Raw genomic sequence first — 17117 nt, 5'->3', positions numbered from 1 at the left:
CGATGCGGCGGATCAGCGGTTGAACAGGCCCTTCATGCCGCCCTTCATCGCGCCCATCGAGCGCATCATCTTGGCCATGCCGCCGCCCTTGAGCTTCTTCATCATGCTCTGCATCTGGTCGAACTGATTGAGCAGGCGGTTCACTTCCTGCACCGGCACGCCCGCGCCCGCGGCGATGCGGCGCTTGCGGCTGGCCTTGATCAGTTCGGGCTTGGCGCGCTCGGCCGGCGTCATGCTGTTGATGATGCCTTCCATGCGGCGCACCTGCTTCTCGGCCTGATCCATATTGGCGCCCTGGGCCTGCTGGGCGAATTGCGCGGGCAGCTTGTCGACCAGGCTGCCGAGGCCGCCCATCTTTTTCATCTGGCCGATCTGGGCCTTGAAGTCCTCGAGGTCGAAGCCGCCGGTCTTCTTGATCTTCTTGGCCAGTTTCTCGGCCGCTTCCATGTCGACGCCGCGCTGCGCCTCCTCGACCAGCGCGAGGATGTCGCCCATGCCCAGGATGCGCTGGGCCATGCGGTCGGGGTAGAAGGCCTCGAGGCCGTCGAGCTTCTCGCCGACGCCGACGAACTTGATCGGGCGGCCGGTCACGTGCCGCACCGACAGCGCGGCGCCGCCGCGCGCATCGCCGTCGAGCTTGGTCAGCACGACGCCGGTCAGCGGCAGCGTGTCGTTGAAGGCCTTGGCGGTGTTGACCGCGTCCTGGCCCAGCATCGCGTCGACCACGAACAGCGTTTCCGCCGGCTTGAGCGCGGCGTGCAGCGCGGCGATCTCCTGCATCATCGCCTCGTCGATGCCGAGCCGGCCGGCCGTGTCGACGATCAGCACGTCGTGATAGTGCTTGCGGGCCCAGTCGAGCGCCGCGCGGGCGATGTCGACCGGCTTCTGGTCCGGCTGCGACGGGAAGAAGTCGGCGCCGACCTGGTCCGACACGGTCTTGAGCTGCGCGATCGCGGCGGGGCGGTAGACGTCGCACGAGACCGTCAGCACTTTCTTCTTCTTGTTTTCCTTCAGCCATTTGGCGAGCTTGCCGACCGTGGTGGTCTTGCCCGCGCCCTGCAGGCCGGCCATCAGGATGATCGCCGGCGGCTGCACCGCCAGGTTCAGCTCGGCCGCCTTGCCGGGCGTACCGTCGGCCGAGACGGCTTCCTCGCCGCCGATCACCGCGGTCAGTTCGCGTTGCACCACGCCGACCAGGGCCTGGCCCGGCGTGAGGCTGCCGACCACTTCCTCGCCCAGCGCCTTTTCCTTGACGCGGGCCACGAACTCGCGCACCACCGGCAGCGCGACGTCGGCCTCCAGCATGGCCAGGCGAACCTCCCGCAACATCTCGGCGGTGTTGGCTTCGGTCAGGCGTGCCTCGCCGCGCATGGTCTTGACGACCCGCGCCAGGCGTTGAGTGAGATTGTCCAGCATGGCAGAAATCCGGAGGTGGGCTTTGTAGGGTTGCGGCGCGCCGCCGCGTTTGTCGGCCTGTCGTCGGCCTGTCGCCGGCCTGTCGCCGGCCGATGGCCGACCGGTCATCGACCGTGCGGCGCGGACCGTGGCGTGCGGGCGGGGCCGACCGCGCGGGTCCGCCGGGCGTCCATCGCGGCGCCGCCATCCGCCTTGCCGCCGCGGGTCATTGCCGCCGGTCACCGCGGTCAGTCACCGCCGTCGGTCACCGTAACAGGCGCTAGGGTAAACTGCGCGAATGGCGATTGTACTGTATGCCCTGACGGCACTCCTCTATTGCGCGCTGGCCTATCACGGCTGGGCGACGCGCCACGCCGGACTGGCCGCCACGACGGCCGGTGGACCTGTCGGCGGTCCGGCGGGCGGTCCGATCCTGGGCGGCCAGCCGGGTTCGATGGTGCTGGTGCCGGGCCCCGCGCCGGGCGGCAGCGCGGAAGGGCAGCCCGCCTGGTGGCATCTGCTGATGGTCGCGGTGCTGGCCAGCCACGGCATGCTGCTGCACGAGACGATCTTTCCGGCCGACCGCATGGTGTTCGGCTTTGCCTTCGCGCTGTCGGCGATGCTGTGGCTGGGCGTCGGCATCTACTGGATCGAGAGCTTCTTCTTCTCGCTGGCCGGACTGGGGCTGGTCGTGATCCCGGTGGCGATGCTGGCCAGCCTGATGCCGCTCGCCTTCCCCGGCGCGCAGATCCTCGGCTATGCCGCGCGGCCGCTGTTCAAGCTGCATTTCATCATCGCCAACGTCGCGTACGGGCTGTTCACGCTGGCGGCCTTCCACGCCTTCCTGATGCTGCTGGTCGAGCGCCGGCTGCATGGTTTCAACCGCGGCCACGGCGTACACGTGCCGGGCGGCGCGATGGCCGCCGGCGCGCCGCAGCAGGCCGGCTGGCTGGGCCGCTGGCTCGACCTGCTGCCGCCGCTGCTGACGCTGGAGAAGCTGCTGTTCCGGCTGATCGCGGCCGGCTTCGTGCTGCTGACGCTGACGATCGCCTCGGGGCTGCTGTTCTCCGAGGAGCTGTTCGGGCGGGTCTTCCGCTTCGACCACAAGACCGTGTTCGCGCTGGTCTCGTGGGTAATGTTCGCCGGCATCTTGGCCGGCCGGCGGTTCTACGGCTGGCGTGGCCGCGTCGCGCTGCGCTGGGTCATCGCCTCGTTCTGCATCCTGCTGCTGGCCTATGTCGGCAGCCGCTTCGTGATCGAAGTGATTCTGCATCGCCTCTGAAGCAAGGCATCGTCGATGGCACGTCTGTTCCTGTTGCTGGCGGTCCTGCTGGCCATTTTCTGGTGGCTCGGCAGCCGCGTGCGCGCGCGCCGCGCCAAACCCCCGCCGGCCGATGCCGCTGCCGATACCCATCGCCGCGCGCAGGAGCCGATGGTGCCGTGCGCCCACTGCGGCGTGCATCTGCCGCGCAGCGAGGCGATCGCCTACCAGGGCCTGCACTACTGCCGTGCCGGCCATTTGCCGGAGGCGCAGCAGCGATCCGGCGACCGTGGCGGCGACCGTGGCGGCGGCCGCGGCGGTCCCGCATGACCGGGCCGCATCCGTCGCGGCTGCGCCTGGATGACGCGGGCTGGGTCGAGGGCGCGCGCCGCGTGCCGTCGCCGAACTTCGATCCGCGCCCGCCCGGCATGCCGGTCGATCTGCTGGTGATCCACAACATCAGCCTGCCGCCCGGCGAATTCGGCAGCGACGATATCGAGGCGCTGTTCCTGAACCGGCTCGATCCGGCCCGCCATCCGTTCTTCGCGACCATCCACGAGGTCCGCGTGTCGGCGCATTTCCTGGTGCGGCGCAGCGGCGAGCTGCTGCAGTTCGTCTCGTGCGCCGAGCGCGCCTGGCATGCCGGCCAGTCGGCCTTCTTCGGGCGCGAGCGCTGCAACGACTTCTCGATCGGCATCGAGCTGGAAGGCTGCGACACGCTGCCGTTCGAGCCGGCCCAGTACGACACCGCGGCCGCGCTGTCGCGGCTGCTGGTGCGGGCCTATCCGATCGCGGCCGTGGCCGGCCACAGCGATATCGCCCCCGGCCGCAAGACCGACCCCGGTCCGTGCTTTGACTGGCCGCGCTTTGCGCAGGCCGCGGGGCTGGCGCCGGCGATGCTGCCGTACCGTTGCGGCGGCGCCGCGGGCTAGCCGAAAACCCCGCGTCGGCGCGGGGCTATCGGAAGTGTGGCGCTAATCAAAAAAAATTCTTTCGTCGGTGCGCCAGCCGACCAAACCGCCGCAACCCTTGAGCCGCTTGGTCTGGCGGGGAGCCGGGGGGCCGGCGTCGGGCCGGACCGGCCCGCGCAAGCGCTTGTCAAGACTGGTCAACGCGATTCATTTCACTATACTTAGTCCAGCTTTTCGTTATGACCACTATATCTAGTGGTGCTTTCGGGGAGCCGACCTAGGCGTGCAGCGTTCGCCACGGGCTCGGCAGGTTGCCTTCGCGCCACGCGCGTCAAGCGTTTCCAGCCGGCCGGCAGCGCGTACACCGGCGCGCCACAGGGTCGGCACGTCACAAGAGCCCTCCACGGGAATGCAGCAAGGCAGTAATCCGGCACGGCGTCGCCGCGCCCGGGATGTCTCTTTTTGCGCATTTTCCAAGGGGCTCTTTGTCGTTGATAACACTGGTCACAAAAACAGGAGTGCTTCATGCAGACGGCCCAACAAGAATTCGCCGGCAAGGCCGGTTCCGCCGCCGTGGCGCAGCCGAGCCCCGCCGCTGAGAACGCCGCTGGCAACTACCAGGATTACAAGATCATCCGCCGCAACGGCGCGGTGGTCGCTTTCGAGCCGAGCAAGATCTCGGTGGCGATGACCAAGGCCTTCCTCGCCGTCAACGGCGGGCAGGGCGCCGCCTCGGCGCGCGTGCGCGAGCTGGTCGAGCAGCTGACCCAGAACGTGGTGCGCGCGCTGCTGCGCAGCCGTCCGAACGGCGGCACCTTCCACATCGAGGACGTGCAGGACCATGTCGAGCTGGCGCTGATGCGCTCGGGCGAACATGAGGTCGCGCGCGCCTACGTGCTCTACCGCGAGAAGCGCAACCAGGAGCGCGGCCAGGCCAACGCGCAGGCCGTCGCCCGCGTGGCGCAGTCCGTCGCGAACTTCAACGTCACGGACGGCGGCGTGACCCGACCGCTGGACCTGGTCGCGCTGCACGCGCTGATCGATACCGCCTGCGCCGGGCTGGGCGACGGCGTCGATGCCGAGCCGATCCTGAAGGAAACGGTCAAGAACCTGTACGACGGCGTGCCGATGAGCCAGGTCTACGACTCGGCCATCCTCGCCGCGCGCACGCTGATCGAAAAGGACCCGGCCTACAGCCAGGTCACCGCTCGCATCCTGCTGCACACGATCCGCAAGGAAATCCTCGGCGAGGAAGTGACCCAGGCCGAGATGGGCAGCCGCTATGCCGAGTACTTCCCGAAGTTCATCGCCCGCGGCATCGAGGCCGAGCTGCTCGACGAGAAGCTGGCGACCTTCGACCTGGCGCGGCTGGGCGCGGCGCTGGACGCCTCGCGCGACTTCCAGTTCAACTACCTGGGCCTGCAGACGCTGTACGACCGCTACTTCCTGCACATCGACGAGACCCGCATCGAGATGCCGCAGGCCTTCTTCATGCGCGTCGCGATGGGCCTGGCGCTGAACGAGACCGATCGTGAAGGCCGCGCCATCGAGTTCTACAACCTGCTGTCCTCGTTCGACTTCATGTCGTCGACGCCGACGCTGTTCAACTCGGGCACCCGCCGCTCGCAGCTGTCCTCGTGCTACCTGACCACGATCTCCGACGACCTGGAAGGCATCTACGAGGGCCTGAAGGAGAACGCGCTGCTGTCGAAGTTCGCCGGCGGCCTCGGCAACGACTGGACCAATGTGCGCGCGCTCGGCTCGCACATCAAGGGCACCAACGGCAAGTCGCAGGGCGTGGTGCCGTTCCTGAAGGTCGTCAACGACACCGCCGTGGCGGTCAACCAGGGCGGCAAGCGCAAGGGCGCGGTCTGCGCCTACCTGGAGACCTGGCACCTGGACATCGAGGAATTCCTCGAGCTGCGCAAGAACACCGGCGACGACCGCCGCCGCACGCACGACATGAACACCGCGAACTGGATTCCGGACCTGTTCATGAAGCGCGTGATGGAGAACGGCGAATGGACGCTGTTCTCGCCGTCGACCTGCCCGGACCTGCACGACAAGGTCGGCAAGGAATTCGAGAAGGCCTACCTCGGCTACGAGGAGAAGGTCGCGCGCGGCGAGCTGAAGCTGTTCAAGAAGATCCCGGCGATGCAGCTGTGGCGCAAGATGCTGGGCATGCTGTTCGAGACCGGCCATCCGTGGATCACCTTCAAGGATCCGTGCAACATCCGCAGCCCGCAGCAGCATGTCGGCGTGGTCCACAGCTCGAACCTGTGCACCGAGATCACGCTGAACACGAACGACAGCGAAATCGCGGTCTGCAACCTGGGTTCGGTCAACCTGGTCGCGCACCTGAAGCAGCAGGCCGACGGCAGCCACGCGCTCGACCACGCCAAGCTCGAGAAGACCATCCGCACCGCGATGCGCATGCTCGACAACGTGATCGACATCAACTACTACGCGGTCGACAAGGCGCGCAATTCGAACCTGCGCCACCGTCCGGTCGGCATGGGCATCATGGGCTTCCAGGACTGCCTGCACGTGCTGCGCGTGCCGTACGCCAGCGAGGCCGCGGTGCAGTTCGCCGACACCTCGATGGAGGCGGTCTGCTACTACGCCTACCAGGCGTCGACCGAGCTGGCCGAGGAGCGCGGCCGCTACAGCACCTATGAGGGCTCGCTGTGGGATCGCGGCATCCTGCCGCAGGACTCGTTGAAGCTGCTGGCCGAGGAACGCGGCGGCTACCTCGAGGTCGACCAGTCGTCGACGATGGATTGGGACAAGCTGCGCGCGCGCATCAAGCAGCACGGCATGCGCAACTCGAACTGCATCGCGATCGCGCCGACCGCGACGATCTCGAACATCATCGGCGTGTCGGCCTGCATCGAGCCGACCTTCCAGAACCTGTACGTCAAGTCGAACCTGTCGGGCGAGTTCACGGTGGTCAACGACTACCTGGTGCGCGACCTGAAGGCACGCGGCCTGTGGGACGAGGTGATGGTCGCCGACCTGAAGTATTTCGACGGCTCGCTGGCCCGCATCGACCGCATTCCGCAGGACCTGCGCGACCTGTACGCGACCGCGTTCGAGGTCGAGCCGACCTGGCTGGTGGAGGCCGCCAGCCGCCGCCAGAAGTGGATCGACCAGGCCCAGTCGCTGAACATCTACATGGCCGGCGCCTCGGGCAAGAAGCTGGACGATACCTACAAGCTGGCGTGGATCCGCGGCCTGAAGACGACCTACTACCTGCGTACCATCGCCGCCACGCACGTCGAGAAGTCGACCGTGTCGCGCGGTTCGCTGAACGCGGTGTCCTCGGGCGCCGCCGCCGGCGGTGCCTCGGCCTCGTCGATCGACCAGGTGGCCGCCTCGGCCCCGGCGATGCCCGAAGCCGAAGGCGCGGTCTGCACGATGCGCCCGGGCGATCCGGGGTTCGACGAGTGCGAGGCCTGCCAATAAAAAGGGAACGCTAAGGAGGCTGCAATGTTCAAGATAAAGAAGTTGGAATTGCCCAAGCCGCCGAAGCCGCCAAAGCCGCCTGATCGGCTCCAAAACATGAAGACGTTGCGCCCGTTGGGTGCCACCAAGTGGGTAAAGGCCCATTGGCGATGGGATTACAAGACCCACAAATGGGAATGGGTAACCGGTCACTGGAGTAAGTGACACACCCTCAAGCGAATACTCGTAGGGCTCCATTGCGGAGCCATTTGGAGAAACTCATGCTGAGCTGGGACGACGACGTTCAAGCCAATCCGCAGGCTGCACCGCAGCCCGCGCCTCAACCCGCCCTGCAACCTGCCGTCGGCGCCGCCACCGCCGACCAGCAGGGCGTGCTGCCGCCCGCTGCGACGCAGCCGGGCGCCGGCATCCTGGGCAACAACCCGAACGCCGCGGCCGCGCAGAGCACGCGCCGCGTCAACGCCGCCGACAAGCGCGTGATCAACGGCGCCACCGACGTCAACCAGCTGGTGCCGTTCAAGTACAAGTGGGCCTGGGAGAAGTACCTGGCCGGCTGCGCCAACCACTGGATGCCGCAGGAAATCAACATGTCGCGCGACATCGCGCTGTGGAAGGACCCGAACGGCCTGACCGAGGACGAGCGCCGCATCATCAAGCGCAACCTGGGCTTCTTCGTCACCGCCGATTCGCTGGCCGCCAACAACATCGTGCTGGGCACCTACCGGCAGATCACCGCGCCGGAGTGCCGCCAGTACCTGCTGCGCCAGGCCTTCGAAGAGGCCATCCACACGCACGCCTACCAGTACATCGTCGAGTCGCTGGGGCTGAACGAGGCCGAGATCTTCAACGCCTATCACGAGGTGCCGTCGATCCGCGACAAGGACGAGTTCCTGATCCCGTTCATCGACACGCTGACCGATCCGTCGTTCAAGACCGGCACGCCGGAGAACGACCAGAAGCTGCTGAAGTCGCTGATCGTGTTCGCCTGCATCATGGAAGGCCTGTTCTTCTATGTCGGCTTCACGCAGATCCTGGCGATGGGCCGGCAGAACAAGATGACCGGCGCGGCCGAGCAGTACCAGTACATCCTGCGCGACGAGTCGCTGCACTGCAATTTCGGCATCGACCTGATCAACCAGATCAAGCTCGAGAACCCGCATCTGTGGACCGCGGAGTTCAAGGAAGAGATCGTCGGCCTGTTCAGGAAGGCGGTCGACCTCGAATACCGCTACGCCGAGGACACCATGCCGCGCGGCGTGCTGGGCCTGAACGCGCCGATGTTCAAGAGCTATCTGCGCTTCATCTGCAACCGCCGCTGCCAGCAGATCGGCCTCGACGCGCTGTTCCCGAACGAGGAAAACCCGTTCCCGTGGATGAGCGAGATGATCGACCTGAAGAAGGAGCGCAACTTCTTCGAGACCCGCGTGATCGAATACCAGACGGGCGGTGCGCTGTCCTGGGATTGAGATTTCCAGGCTCGCGCTGCGTTACCGGACGGTAGCGAGGCAGCGGTAATGAGGGGGACGTTTCGGTCGGAACGTCCCCTTTTTTTATGACGGAGGATGCGGGTGCGATCGGAGCGGGGTGGCAACGCCATGCAGCAGGACCGGAACGCGGACAAGGAAGCCGGACTCGGGCGCATGCAGCGCGTGGCGCTGGCATGCGTCGGCGCGGCCGCGGCAGTGTTCGTGGCGACGCTGTTCCTGCCCCCGACGTTCTGGGTCCGGCTGGCAAGAGCCGGCGCCGAGGCGGCGATGGTCGGCGGCCTGGCCGACTGGTTCGCGGTCGTGGCGCTGTTCCGGCGCCCGCTTGGCTTGCCCATCCCGCATACGGCGGTCATCCCGAAGAGCAAGGAGCGCATCGCCGCCAATCTGGCGGCCTTCATCCGCGACAAGTTCCTGAATCCCGAGGTCGTCACGGATCTGGTCCGGCGCAGCGATCCCGCCCAGTGGCTCGCTGCATGGTTCAGCGAGCCGGCCAATGCGCGCCGCATCGGCCGGCATTCGGCCGAGCTGATGGGCGTGCTGCTCGATCTGGTGGATGACCGGCGCATCCAGGCGTTCCTGAACGACGCCGCGCGTACCGTCATCGGCCGCATCGATTTTTCGCAGGCGGTGGGCGCCGTTCTCGAGATGCTGACCCGGGGCGGCAGCCATCAGCAACTGCTCGACGCCGTGCTCAGGCATGCGATCGGCCTGCTCAGAAGGCCCGAGACCCAGCAACTGATCGCGCAGCGCGTGGTCAGCTGGCTCAAGAGCGAACACAAGTGGAAGCAGATCGTGCTGCCGACCGAATGGCTGGGCGACAAGGCCGCCGAGGCGGCGCGCAGCAATGTGATCGACTTTCTCGACGAGGTGGCGCGGATGCCGGCGCACGAGCTGCGCGCGGCCTTCGACGACGCGCTGGAAGGCCTGATCGCCAGGCTCAGGACCGACGAGGCGTTTGTCAGGAAAGGCGAGGAGATCAAGGACTTCGTGCTGCGCAATCCCCAACTGGCCGACTATGCGCAGAACGTGTGGGCCGCGCTGCGCGACTGGCTGTCGAATGACCTGGCGTCCAGCTCGCCGCAGCTGCAGCAACAGGTCGAACGCGTGGGGCTGTGGTTCGGCCGGAGGCTGTCGGAGGACCGGGAGTTGCGCCGCTCGATCAACGACCACGCCGAGTCGTTTGCCGCGGCGGCCGCGCCCCGGTTCGCCGACTTCCTGACATCGCATATCAGCGACACGGTGCGCAACTGGGACGCGACGGACATGTCGCGGCAGATCGAACTGAGCATCGGCCCCGACCTGCAGTACATCCGGATCAGCGGCACGGCGGTCGGTTGCTGCATCGGCATCCTGCTATTTCTGGTGTCGCACCTCGGCGAAATGTTGTGAGGCCCATCGTCGTGAGGCCCGCATCACCAACGCCGCAAGGAGTAGACCAAAACCGATAGTCTGCTGCCCTAACGCATGGTCGTACCTCTGCACCACGGGAACAATGGCTGCCATTCGATCCACCGGTCGATCCGACCGTTGAATCGATCCTTTGGCCCAGCAGCCTGATTCCACAGCGGGAGAGCCGAGATGACCATTCCCAGTATCCACCGCGGCATTGCCGCACCCTCCGCGCCGCAGCAGAGCGGCGCGACCCCTCCGGCGTCGACGAAGCCGCTGAACGCCGGCATCCAGCTCGCCGTTCATGATGTGCGCCAGCCCGAGCCAGCGGGCCATGATGCCGCGCCGCGGCAGCGCAGCTGGCAACGCTTCCTCGAGCTGGCGCGGCGTCTGGTCGGGCTGCGCGCCGGCGATGCCGCGCGGGCCAGGTCGCCGGCTGCCGCGCAGCGCAGCGCCCTGCTGCGCGGCCTGAGGCTGGAGCCGGAAGACGAGGCGCCGCTGACGGCGCTGGCCTTCGATTTCAGCCATGCCGACCTGGCGGGCGCCGATCCGCCGATCGCCGGCGTATCGCACCTGCGTTTTCACGGTGCCGATCTGCGGCAGGCGACGCTGCGCGAGATCAGCCTGGCGTGGACCGATTTCAGCGGTGCGCAGCTCGAGGGTGCGCACATCACGATTGCCGCAGAGACGCTGGCGCGACTCGCTCGGCCCAGCGTGCTGGCGCTGACGCTGCAATCGATCGCGACCATCGACCCGTGTCATGCGCAGTTGCGGCGTGCGTTGATGGAGCAGGTGCTGGGCGCGCTGCGGCAGGCCGCGGCGCTGGCGCGCCGAGACCGCGCGATGCTGCCGGCCGAGCTGCGCGCGCTGGTGTCGGTGCACCCGCTGTTTGCCGGCATGACCGGCGTGGAGGCGGTGCTGGAACGGTGCGCGCCGGCGCGTGCCGACCGGCATCCGGCCCGCTGAAGGAAGGGGCAGTCAAAGTCCGGGCCGGCATCGACGCCGGCCCGTATCGTTTCCGGACGAGCCGCCGTCAGCCCTGGCGTTCGCCGCCGAGCGCCTCGGTCAGATCGCCGAGCATGGCCGACAGCTCGCCGGCCATCAGCGCGAAGTCCGCGTCGAAGCGCTCGTCCTCGTCGCTCATGGTGCCGTCGATCTGTTCCTTGACCACGTCGAGCGGCGCGACGCGCTTGATCGCCAGCGCGTCGGTCAGCACGAACGAGACGCGGTCGTTCCAGGTCATCGCCAGCCGCGTGCAGCGCTTGCCGGCCGCGATATGGCGGCGCAGTTCCTCGGCATCGAGCGGATGGCGGACATAGCGGACCGTGGCCTTGCTCTCGGCACTGGCCTGCAGCTCGATTTCCTGATCGACGGTAAAGCCGGCCGGCGCCGCATCGTCGGCCAGCCAGCTGGTCATCGCCGCCACCGGCGACTGGTTGACCTGCAGCGAGGTCAGCGGCAGCGGGTCCAGCGCCTTGAACAGCAGCGTGCGGACCTCGTCGGCCTTGATCGCCGAGGCCGCGTCGATCGCCAGCCAGCCGCGCTCCGGATCGATCCAGACGCGGGTATCGCGCCGGATGCTGAACGCGCGCGGCAGCAGTTCCTCGGTGATCTGTTCCTTCAGCTCGCGCAACTGCTTGCGGCCCGGCTTGTAGCCTTGCTGCTCCTCGAGCTCGGCCGCGCGCGCCTTGGTCACCTGGTTGACCACGGTGGCCGGCAGCAGCTTCTTCTCGGCGCGCATGGTCAGCAGCATCTGCTTGCCCACGCGGTGCACCAGCGCGCCGTTATCGCGCGGCGAGGCCCATCCCTGCGTCTGCATTTCGAGGCTGGTACCCGGATAGAAGGCGTGCGAGGCGAGGCAGGCCTCGACCTCGTCGGCGTCCTTGTTCCAGGGGGCGGAGAAGCGGTGTAGCTGAAGATTCTTGAACCACATGAGAATTCGGGACCTCGGCCAGTTGGCGAAAGGGACGAATTCTAGCGGCTTGGCGCGGCCGATGTCGCATGCGGCGACACGGGCGGTAACGACAGACGCGAGACGAGCCGAGAGACGAGCCGAGAGACGAGTCGAGGGACGACACGCGGCACGACACGCAAACGGGACACGAAAAGGCGCCGCGGCCCCCTGCCAAGGGCCGCGGACGCGAGCTGCTGCAAGGCAGCGTCCGCAGAACGGTGCCTTGCAGCGCCAGCCTTACAGGTCCAGTCGGGTGATCTTGGTGCCTTCGAGGCTCAGGCCCGCCATCAGGCCCGCATTGGTCAGCGCGAAGCCGACCACCGGCTGCTGCACGGTATTGGTATCGAGCGCGCCGTTGGCGCCGACCTTGGCTACCGCGACGGTGGCGTCGACCCCCGCGGTCCAGCCTTCGCTGGCGAGGAATTTGTCGAGCGCCTGCTGGTTCATGAACATGAAGATCAGCGCCTTCGATTGCGCGCCGATCTGCCAGCCCAGCGAACCGGAAATGGTGCGGTAATAGCCGCGGGTGGTATTGCCCACGCGCAGCGCGCCATCGCCATATTCGCCGCCCACGAAGAAGCCGGCCGACAGCGTGCGCGGAAACACCAGGATGCCGCGGGCGCGCGAGGCGAGATCGCGCGAGCCGTTGACCGAGCTGTACAGGCGGTCCAGCGTGTTCTGCACGCCGGAATCGATCTCGCGGCGGCGCGTCGCCTTCTCGGTCGGGGAAGAGGCCGAATCCCGCGTGGTGGTGCACGCGCCGAGCAGCAGGCCGCTGCCGGCCACCGCCAAACCGAGACCCGCGCTGGCGTTCAGGAATGCCCTACGTTCCATGTTGTTCTCCTTTGTTCCTGTCAATCACTGCGATGCCAACCAGGATGGCGTCCCCGCCGACGGTCGTCGCGCCGGGCGATGGCGCGCCATCACGCTGCCCTCCGTTTGTGCAATATACAAAGCGCACGCGGCGGCTGCTGTAGGACGACCGACTCAGGCGGGGTGGTGTCTGTCCTACAAAGCACTTTCTGCGGCACCATTGCAACGCGATGTAACCGGCGGTTACCTTGCCGGAACGCTGGCGCTACCATGCGGCATGCCTAAAGTCCTTGCCCTGATCCCCGCCATCCTGCTGGTCGGCGCCTGCGCCTCGCATGCGCCTTCGGACCAGCAGGCCGCCGCTGCCGCCACCGCCGCTGCCGCCGAGAGCCAGGCCGCCTCCGGGCCGCCGCCCGAGTGGCAGAAGAAGCGGCAGCAATACACCGACTGCGCGCGCGAGAAGGCCGAAGCCCGCTCGGCCAAGCCCGGCACGACCCAGGCCGTGGTCAACGATGCGCTGCGGGACTGCCGCGGCGAGCTCGATGCCGTGCGCACGTCGTTCCGCGAGTATCTGGATGGCCAGATGTCGTCGGCCCACGGCAAGCGTTCGGCGCGCCAGGCGGCCGACCGCGTGGGCCGCGATACCGAGGACAAGGTGCGCGCCTATCTGCTGCGCCACGTCGAGTACCACCGCGCCGTCGCCGCCCGCCAGTAAGGCGGCGATCCGGCTTCCGCCCGATCCTTCGCTCAATGCGGCGCGCCAGTGCGCGCCGTTTTTGCGTCCGCCTTTGCGTCGGCCTGCCGGATTGGAATGCCGCGCAGTTGACCCGCGCCATTGGCGCCATGCGTGCTGTCCGGGCGCGGATAGCGCTGCGCGTCGAAGCGGTGCAGCAGCTCGGCCGCCCGCGCCGCGGCGACGGCATGCGCGGCCAGCTTGATGTGGCCGAAGCCGCGTACCTTGGCGGGCAACTGCGCGATCTCGACCGCGATCGGCAGCCGCGCTTCGGTCAGCGCCGGCAGCAGCGCGCGGATGCGGGCCTCGTAGTCCGCGATGGACTGCCGCTCCAGCCGGCGCTCGGCGGTCCGGCCGAACGGATCGAAGCGGGTGCCGCGCAGCCGCTTGCCCTTGGCGAGCCATCCCATCAGCGGCCATAGCCAGGCGCCGAAGGCGATCTTGCGCGGCGGCTCGCCATGCTTGCCGGGGCGCGACAGCAGCGGTGGCGCCAGATGGAAGCGCAGCCGCAGCGGGCCGTCGAAGCGCTCGCGCAGCGCCTGCCGGAAGGCCGGGTCGCTGTGCAGCCGCGCGACCTCGTATTCGTCCTTGTATGCCATCAGCCGCGCGAACTGCTCGGCCACGGCCCAGGTCAGCCGGCGCTCGCGCCCGGCCTCGCCCAACGCGTTCTCCGCGGCCTGCACCGCCTCGACCAGCGCGGTATAGCGCGCCGCGTAGGCGGCGTCCTGGTAGGCCGTCAGCAGCGCCACGCGGTCGGCCACCAGTTGCGGCAGCGGCGTGGCCGACATTGCCGCGGGCTCGGGCGCGATCAGCGCCAGGCCGTCGGGCTTGCCTTCGCCCGCGGCGAGCCGCGTCAGCGCGAGAGGATCGCCGGCGGCCAGGCGCCCCAGCGCCAGCGCCTCCAGATTGGCGTCCACCGCGACGCCATTGAGTTCGATCGCGCGCGTCAGCGCCGCCAGCGAAACGGGCACCAGGCCCTTCTGCCACGCAAAGCCGAGCACCACGATATTGGCGGCCACGGTATCGCCGAGGAAGGCGGTGGCGAGCGCCTGCGCGTCCAGCGTGTCGATGCCGCCCGAGCCCGTCGCGTGGCGCAGCTTGGCCAGCAGCGCGTCGGCATGCAGGTCGGCATCCGGATTGCGCTGGAATTCGGCGACCGGGGTCGGATGGGTATTGGCGACGATCTGCGTGCGCCGCGGCGCGACCGTCTGCAGCACGTCGGGCGAGGCGCCCACCGCCAGGTCGCAGGCCAGCACCGCGTCGGCCTGCTGCGCGTCGATGCGTGCCTGGTTCAGCCACTGCCGGCCCTGCGCCAGCCGCACGAAGGACAGCACGGATCCGCCTTTCTGCGCGAAGCCCATGAAGTCCAGCACGCTGGCCACGCGCCGCTCCAGATGCGCCGCCATCGCGATCAGCGCGCCGACCGTGACCACGCCGGTGCCGCCGACGCCGGCCACCAGGATGTCGAAGGGGCCGGGGCCGAGCCGCGGTGCCGGTTCACGCAATGCGGCGGCCCGCTCGCGCAGCGCCGCCACGCCGCGCTCGTGCCCGACAGGATGGCGCGGCGCCGCGCCCTCGACGGTGACGAAGCTCGGGCAGAAGCCCTTGATGCACGACTCGTCGTGATTGCAGCTGGCCTGATCGATCTGCCGCTTGCGCCCCAGCGCGGTTTCGACCGGCTGCACCGCCAAGCAGTTGGACTGCACGCTGCAGTCGCCGCAGCCCTCGCAGACCGCCTCGTTGATGAAGACGTGGCGCGCCGGTGCCGGCGCGCGCCCGACCTTGCGGCGGCGCCGCAGCTCGGCGGCGCAGGTCTGCTCGTACAGCAGCACGGTGACGCCCGGCACCTCGCGCAGTTCGCGCTGCACCGCGTCGAGCGACTCGCGCGGATGGAAGGTGGTGCCGGACGGAAAGCGGGCGTGGCGGCCGCGATGCACGCCGATGCGGTCGCTGACGAGCGCGACGCGCGCCACGCCTTCGGCGCTGACCTGGCGCGCGATCGCCTCGACGTCGAGCGGGCCGTCGACCGGCTGTCCGCCGGTCATCGCCACGGCATCGTTGCACAGGATCTTGTAGGTCACGTTGGTGCGCGCGGCGACCGCCTGGCGGATCGCCAGATAGCCCGAGTGATAGTAGGTGCCGTCGCCGAGGTTCTGGAACACGTGCGGCGCCGCGGTGAAGCGGCTGTGCGCGACCCAGTCGACGCCTTCGCCGCCCATCTGGATCAGCCCCGAGGTGTGGCGGTCCATCCAGCTGGCCATGAAATGGCAGCCGATGCCGGCTTGCGCGCGCGAGCCTTCCGGTACGCGGGTCGACGTATTGTGCGGGCAGCCGGGACAGAAGTACGGCTGGCGGCGGATGCCGTCGGCCGCATTGGACAGCAGCGGATGCTCGCTGAACTGCGGCACCAGCTCGCGCCGGTCCAGCCCGCGGCTGAGGCGGGCAAGCCAGTCGGCCACCGGCTGCATCAGCCGCGACGGCCGCATCTCCTCGCGCTCGGGCAGCAGCGGCCGGCCATCGATGCCGAGCTTGCCGGCGATGGCCGGCCGCACGCCGTCGGGCGCGTTATAGAACAGCGCCTGCAGCTGCCGCTCGACCAGCGGGCCCTTTTCCTCGACCACCAGGATCTCCTCGAGGCCGCGCGCGAAGGCCAGCAGCCGGGTCGGCTCGACCGGACAGGCGAGCCCCAGCTTGTAGACGCGGATGCCGGCGTCGGCCAGCGCCTGTGTCGAGATGCCCAGGCGCCGGAACACTTCCATCAGATCGTGATGGGCCTTGCCGCAGGTGACGATGCCCGCGCGCGCTTCGTCGGCCTGGACCACCATGCGGTCGATGCTGTTGACCCGGGCAAAGGCGCGCACCGCCTCGAGCTTGGCGCCAAGCCGCTGTTCGATGCGCGGCGACGGCAGGTCCGGCCAGCGATAGTGCAGGCCGTCGGGCGGCGGCACGTGGCCAGTGGCGCGGCGTATCGCGTCGGCATCCTGCCAGCAGGCGACGCGCGCATCGACCTGATCGAGGTCCACCGTCATCGCGCTCTCGACGGTCTCCGACAGCGCGGTGAAGCCGACCCAGTTGCCCGAGTAGCGCGACAGCGCCCAGCCGTAGAGCCCGAATTCCAGATATTCGGCGACGTCGGCCGGCGCCAGCACCGGCATCGACCACGCCTGCATCGCGAAATCGCTCTGGTGCGACATCGACGACGACACGCAGCCATGGTCGTCGCCGGCGACCACCAGCACCCCGCCGTGCGGCGAGCTGCCATAGGCGTTGCCATGCTTGAGCGCATCGCCGGCGCGATCGACGCCGGGGCCCTTGCCGTACCAGAGGCTGAATACCGCGTCGACGGTGCGCTGCGGATCGCCCTCGACCTGCTGCGTGCCCAGTACCGCGGTGGCGGCGAGTTCTTCGTTGATCGCGGGCAGGAAGCGCACGCCGGCCGCATCGAGCAGCGGCGCGGCCTTCCACATCGCCTGGTCGACCATGCCGAGCGGCGAGCCGCGGTAGCCGCTGACGAAGCCGGCGGTGCCCAGGCCGGCGGCGCGGTCGCGCCGGGCCTGCTCCAGCACCAGGCGGACCAGCGCCTGCGTACCGCTCAGAAAGACCTGGCCAGATGGCGCGGTCAGGTTGTCCGCCAGCCGATAGTCGGTGCGCAGCGTGCCGGCTTCCATTGCAGCGTCCATCTCGGTCTCCTTTCGGCATCATGACCAGC

At 68.4% G+C, this 17117-nt stretch carries 12 protein-coding genes; 8 read left to right on the top strand and 4 right to left on the bottom strand.

The annotated features are described in order from the left end of the window. Positions 1 to 12: 12 nt before the first annotated feature. Positions 13 to 1416, bottom strand: coding sequence for a signal recognition particle protein (gene ffh, locus FOB47_RS22985; RefSeq protein WP_053822549.1), 1404 nt, complete (start codon positions 1414 to 1416; stop codon positions 13 to 15). Positions 1417 to 1693: 277 nt separating this feature from the next. Here ffh and FOB47_RS22980 point away from each other — a divergent pair, with 277 nt between their 5' ends. From FOB47_RS22980 to FOB47_RS22950, 7 genes are all read left to right on the top strand, one after another. Beyond that, positions 1694 to 2677 (top strand): cytochrome C assembly family protein, encoded by a 984-nt coding sequence (locus FOB47_RS22980; protein WP_053822548.1) that lies wholly within the window; start codon positions 1694 to 1696, stop codon positions 2675 to 2677. Between the two features lie 15 nt (positions 2678 to 2692). Then, entirely contained in the window at positions 2693 to 2986 is a 294-nt protein-coding gene (locus FOB47_RS22975; RefSeq protein ID WP_174782181.1) for a PP0621 family protein, read from the top strand. Continuing rightward, positions 2983 to 3588, top strand: a complete 606-nt coding sequence (ampD, locus tag FOB47_RS22970) for a 1,6-anhydro-N-acetylmuramyl-L-alanine amidase AmpD (RefSeq protein WP_174782180.1) — start codon at positions 2983 to 2985, stop codon at positions 3586 to 3588. The genes FOB47_RS22975 and ampD overlap by 4 nt, the downstream gene beginning before the upstream one ends. A 504-nt stretch (positions 3589 to 4092) precedes the next feature. Next, positions 4093 to 7032: a ribonucleoside-diphosphate reductase subunit alpha gene (locus tag FOB47_RS22965; protein ID WP_174782179.1), complete on the top strand. Its 2940-nt coding sequence runs from the start codon at positions 4093 to 4095 to the stop codon at positions 7030 to 7032. Between the two features lie 260 nt (positions 7033 to 7292). Next, on the top strand, positions 7293 to 8498 hold the full coding sequence (locus tag FOB47_RS22960; protein ID WP_023263575.1) for a ribonucleotide-diphosphate reductase subunit beta: 1206 nt from the start codon (positions 7293 to 7295) through the stop codon (positions 8496 to 8498). 129 nt (positions 8499 to 8627) lie between these two features. Continuing rightward, a complete protein-coding gene (locus FOB47_RS22955; protein ID WP_174782178.1) occupies positions 8628 to 9908 on the top strand; it encodes a DUF445 domain-containing protein in 1281 nt (426 codons plus the stop codon). Positions 9909 to 10097: 189 nt separating this feature from the next. After that, positions 10098 to 10874 (top strand): pentapeptide repeat-containing protein, encoded by a 777-nt coding sequence (locus tag FOB47_RS22950; protein WP_174782177.1) that lies wholly within the window; start codon positions 10098 to 10100, stop codon positions 10872 to 10874. Between the two features lie 67 nt (positions 10875 to 10941). Here the strand turns inward: FOB47_RS22950 and FOB47_RS22945 are convergent, their stop codons facing one another. Then, the gene (locus FOB47_RS22945) at positions 10942 to 11841 is read right to left on the bottom strand and encodes a recombination-associated protein RdgC (protein WP_151023214.1); all 900 of its coding nucleotides are present in this window, start codon (positions 11839 to 11841) and stop codon (positions 10942 to 10944) included. Between the two features lie 258 nt (positions 11842 to 12099). After that, positions 12100 to 12696 (bottom strand): BPSL1445 family SYLF domain-containing lipoprotein, encoded by a 597-nt coding sequence (locus tag FOB47_RS22940; RefSeq protein ID WP_006579078.1) that lies wholly within the window; start codon positions 12694 to 12696, stop codon positions 12100 to 12102. 256 nt (positions 12697 to 12952) lie between these two features. Here FOB47_RS22940 and FOB47_RS22935 point away from each other — a divergent pair, with 256 nt between their 5' ends. Next, positions 12953 to 13390, top strand: a complete 438-nt coding sequence (locus FOB47_RS22935) for a hypothetical protein (protein WP_053822541.1) — start codon at positions 12953 to 12955, stop codon at positions 13388 to 13390. A 32-nt stretch (positions 13391 to 13422) separates the two neighbouring features. On the opposite strand, the gene FOB47_RS22930 is transcribed toward FOB47_RS22935, so the two are convergent. Next, positions 13423 to 17088, bottom strand: coding sequence for an indolepyruvate ferredoxin oxidoreductase family protein (locus FOB47_RS22930; protein ID WP_174782176.1), 3666 nt, complete (start codon positions 17086 to 17088; stop codon positions 13423 to 13425). Positions 17089 to 17117: the final 29 nt, after the last annotated feature.

The organism is Cupriavidus gilardii (assembly GCF_013347325.1).
In the GTDB taxonomy this organism is placed as follows: Bacteria; Pseudomonadota; Gammaproteobacteria; order Burkholderiales; family Burkholderiaceae; genus Cupriavidus; species Cupriavidus gilardii.
This window is presented reverse-complemented; position numbering and strand designations above follow the sequence as displayed.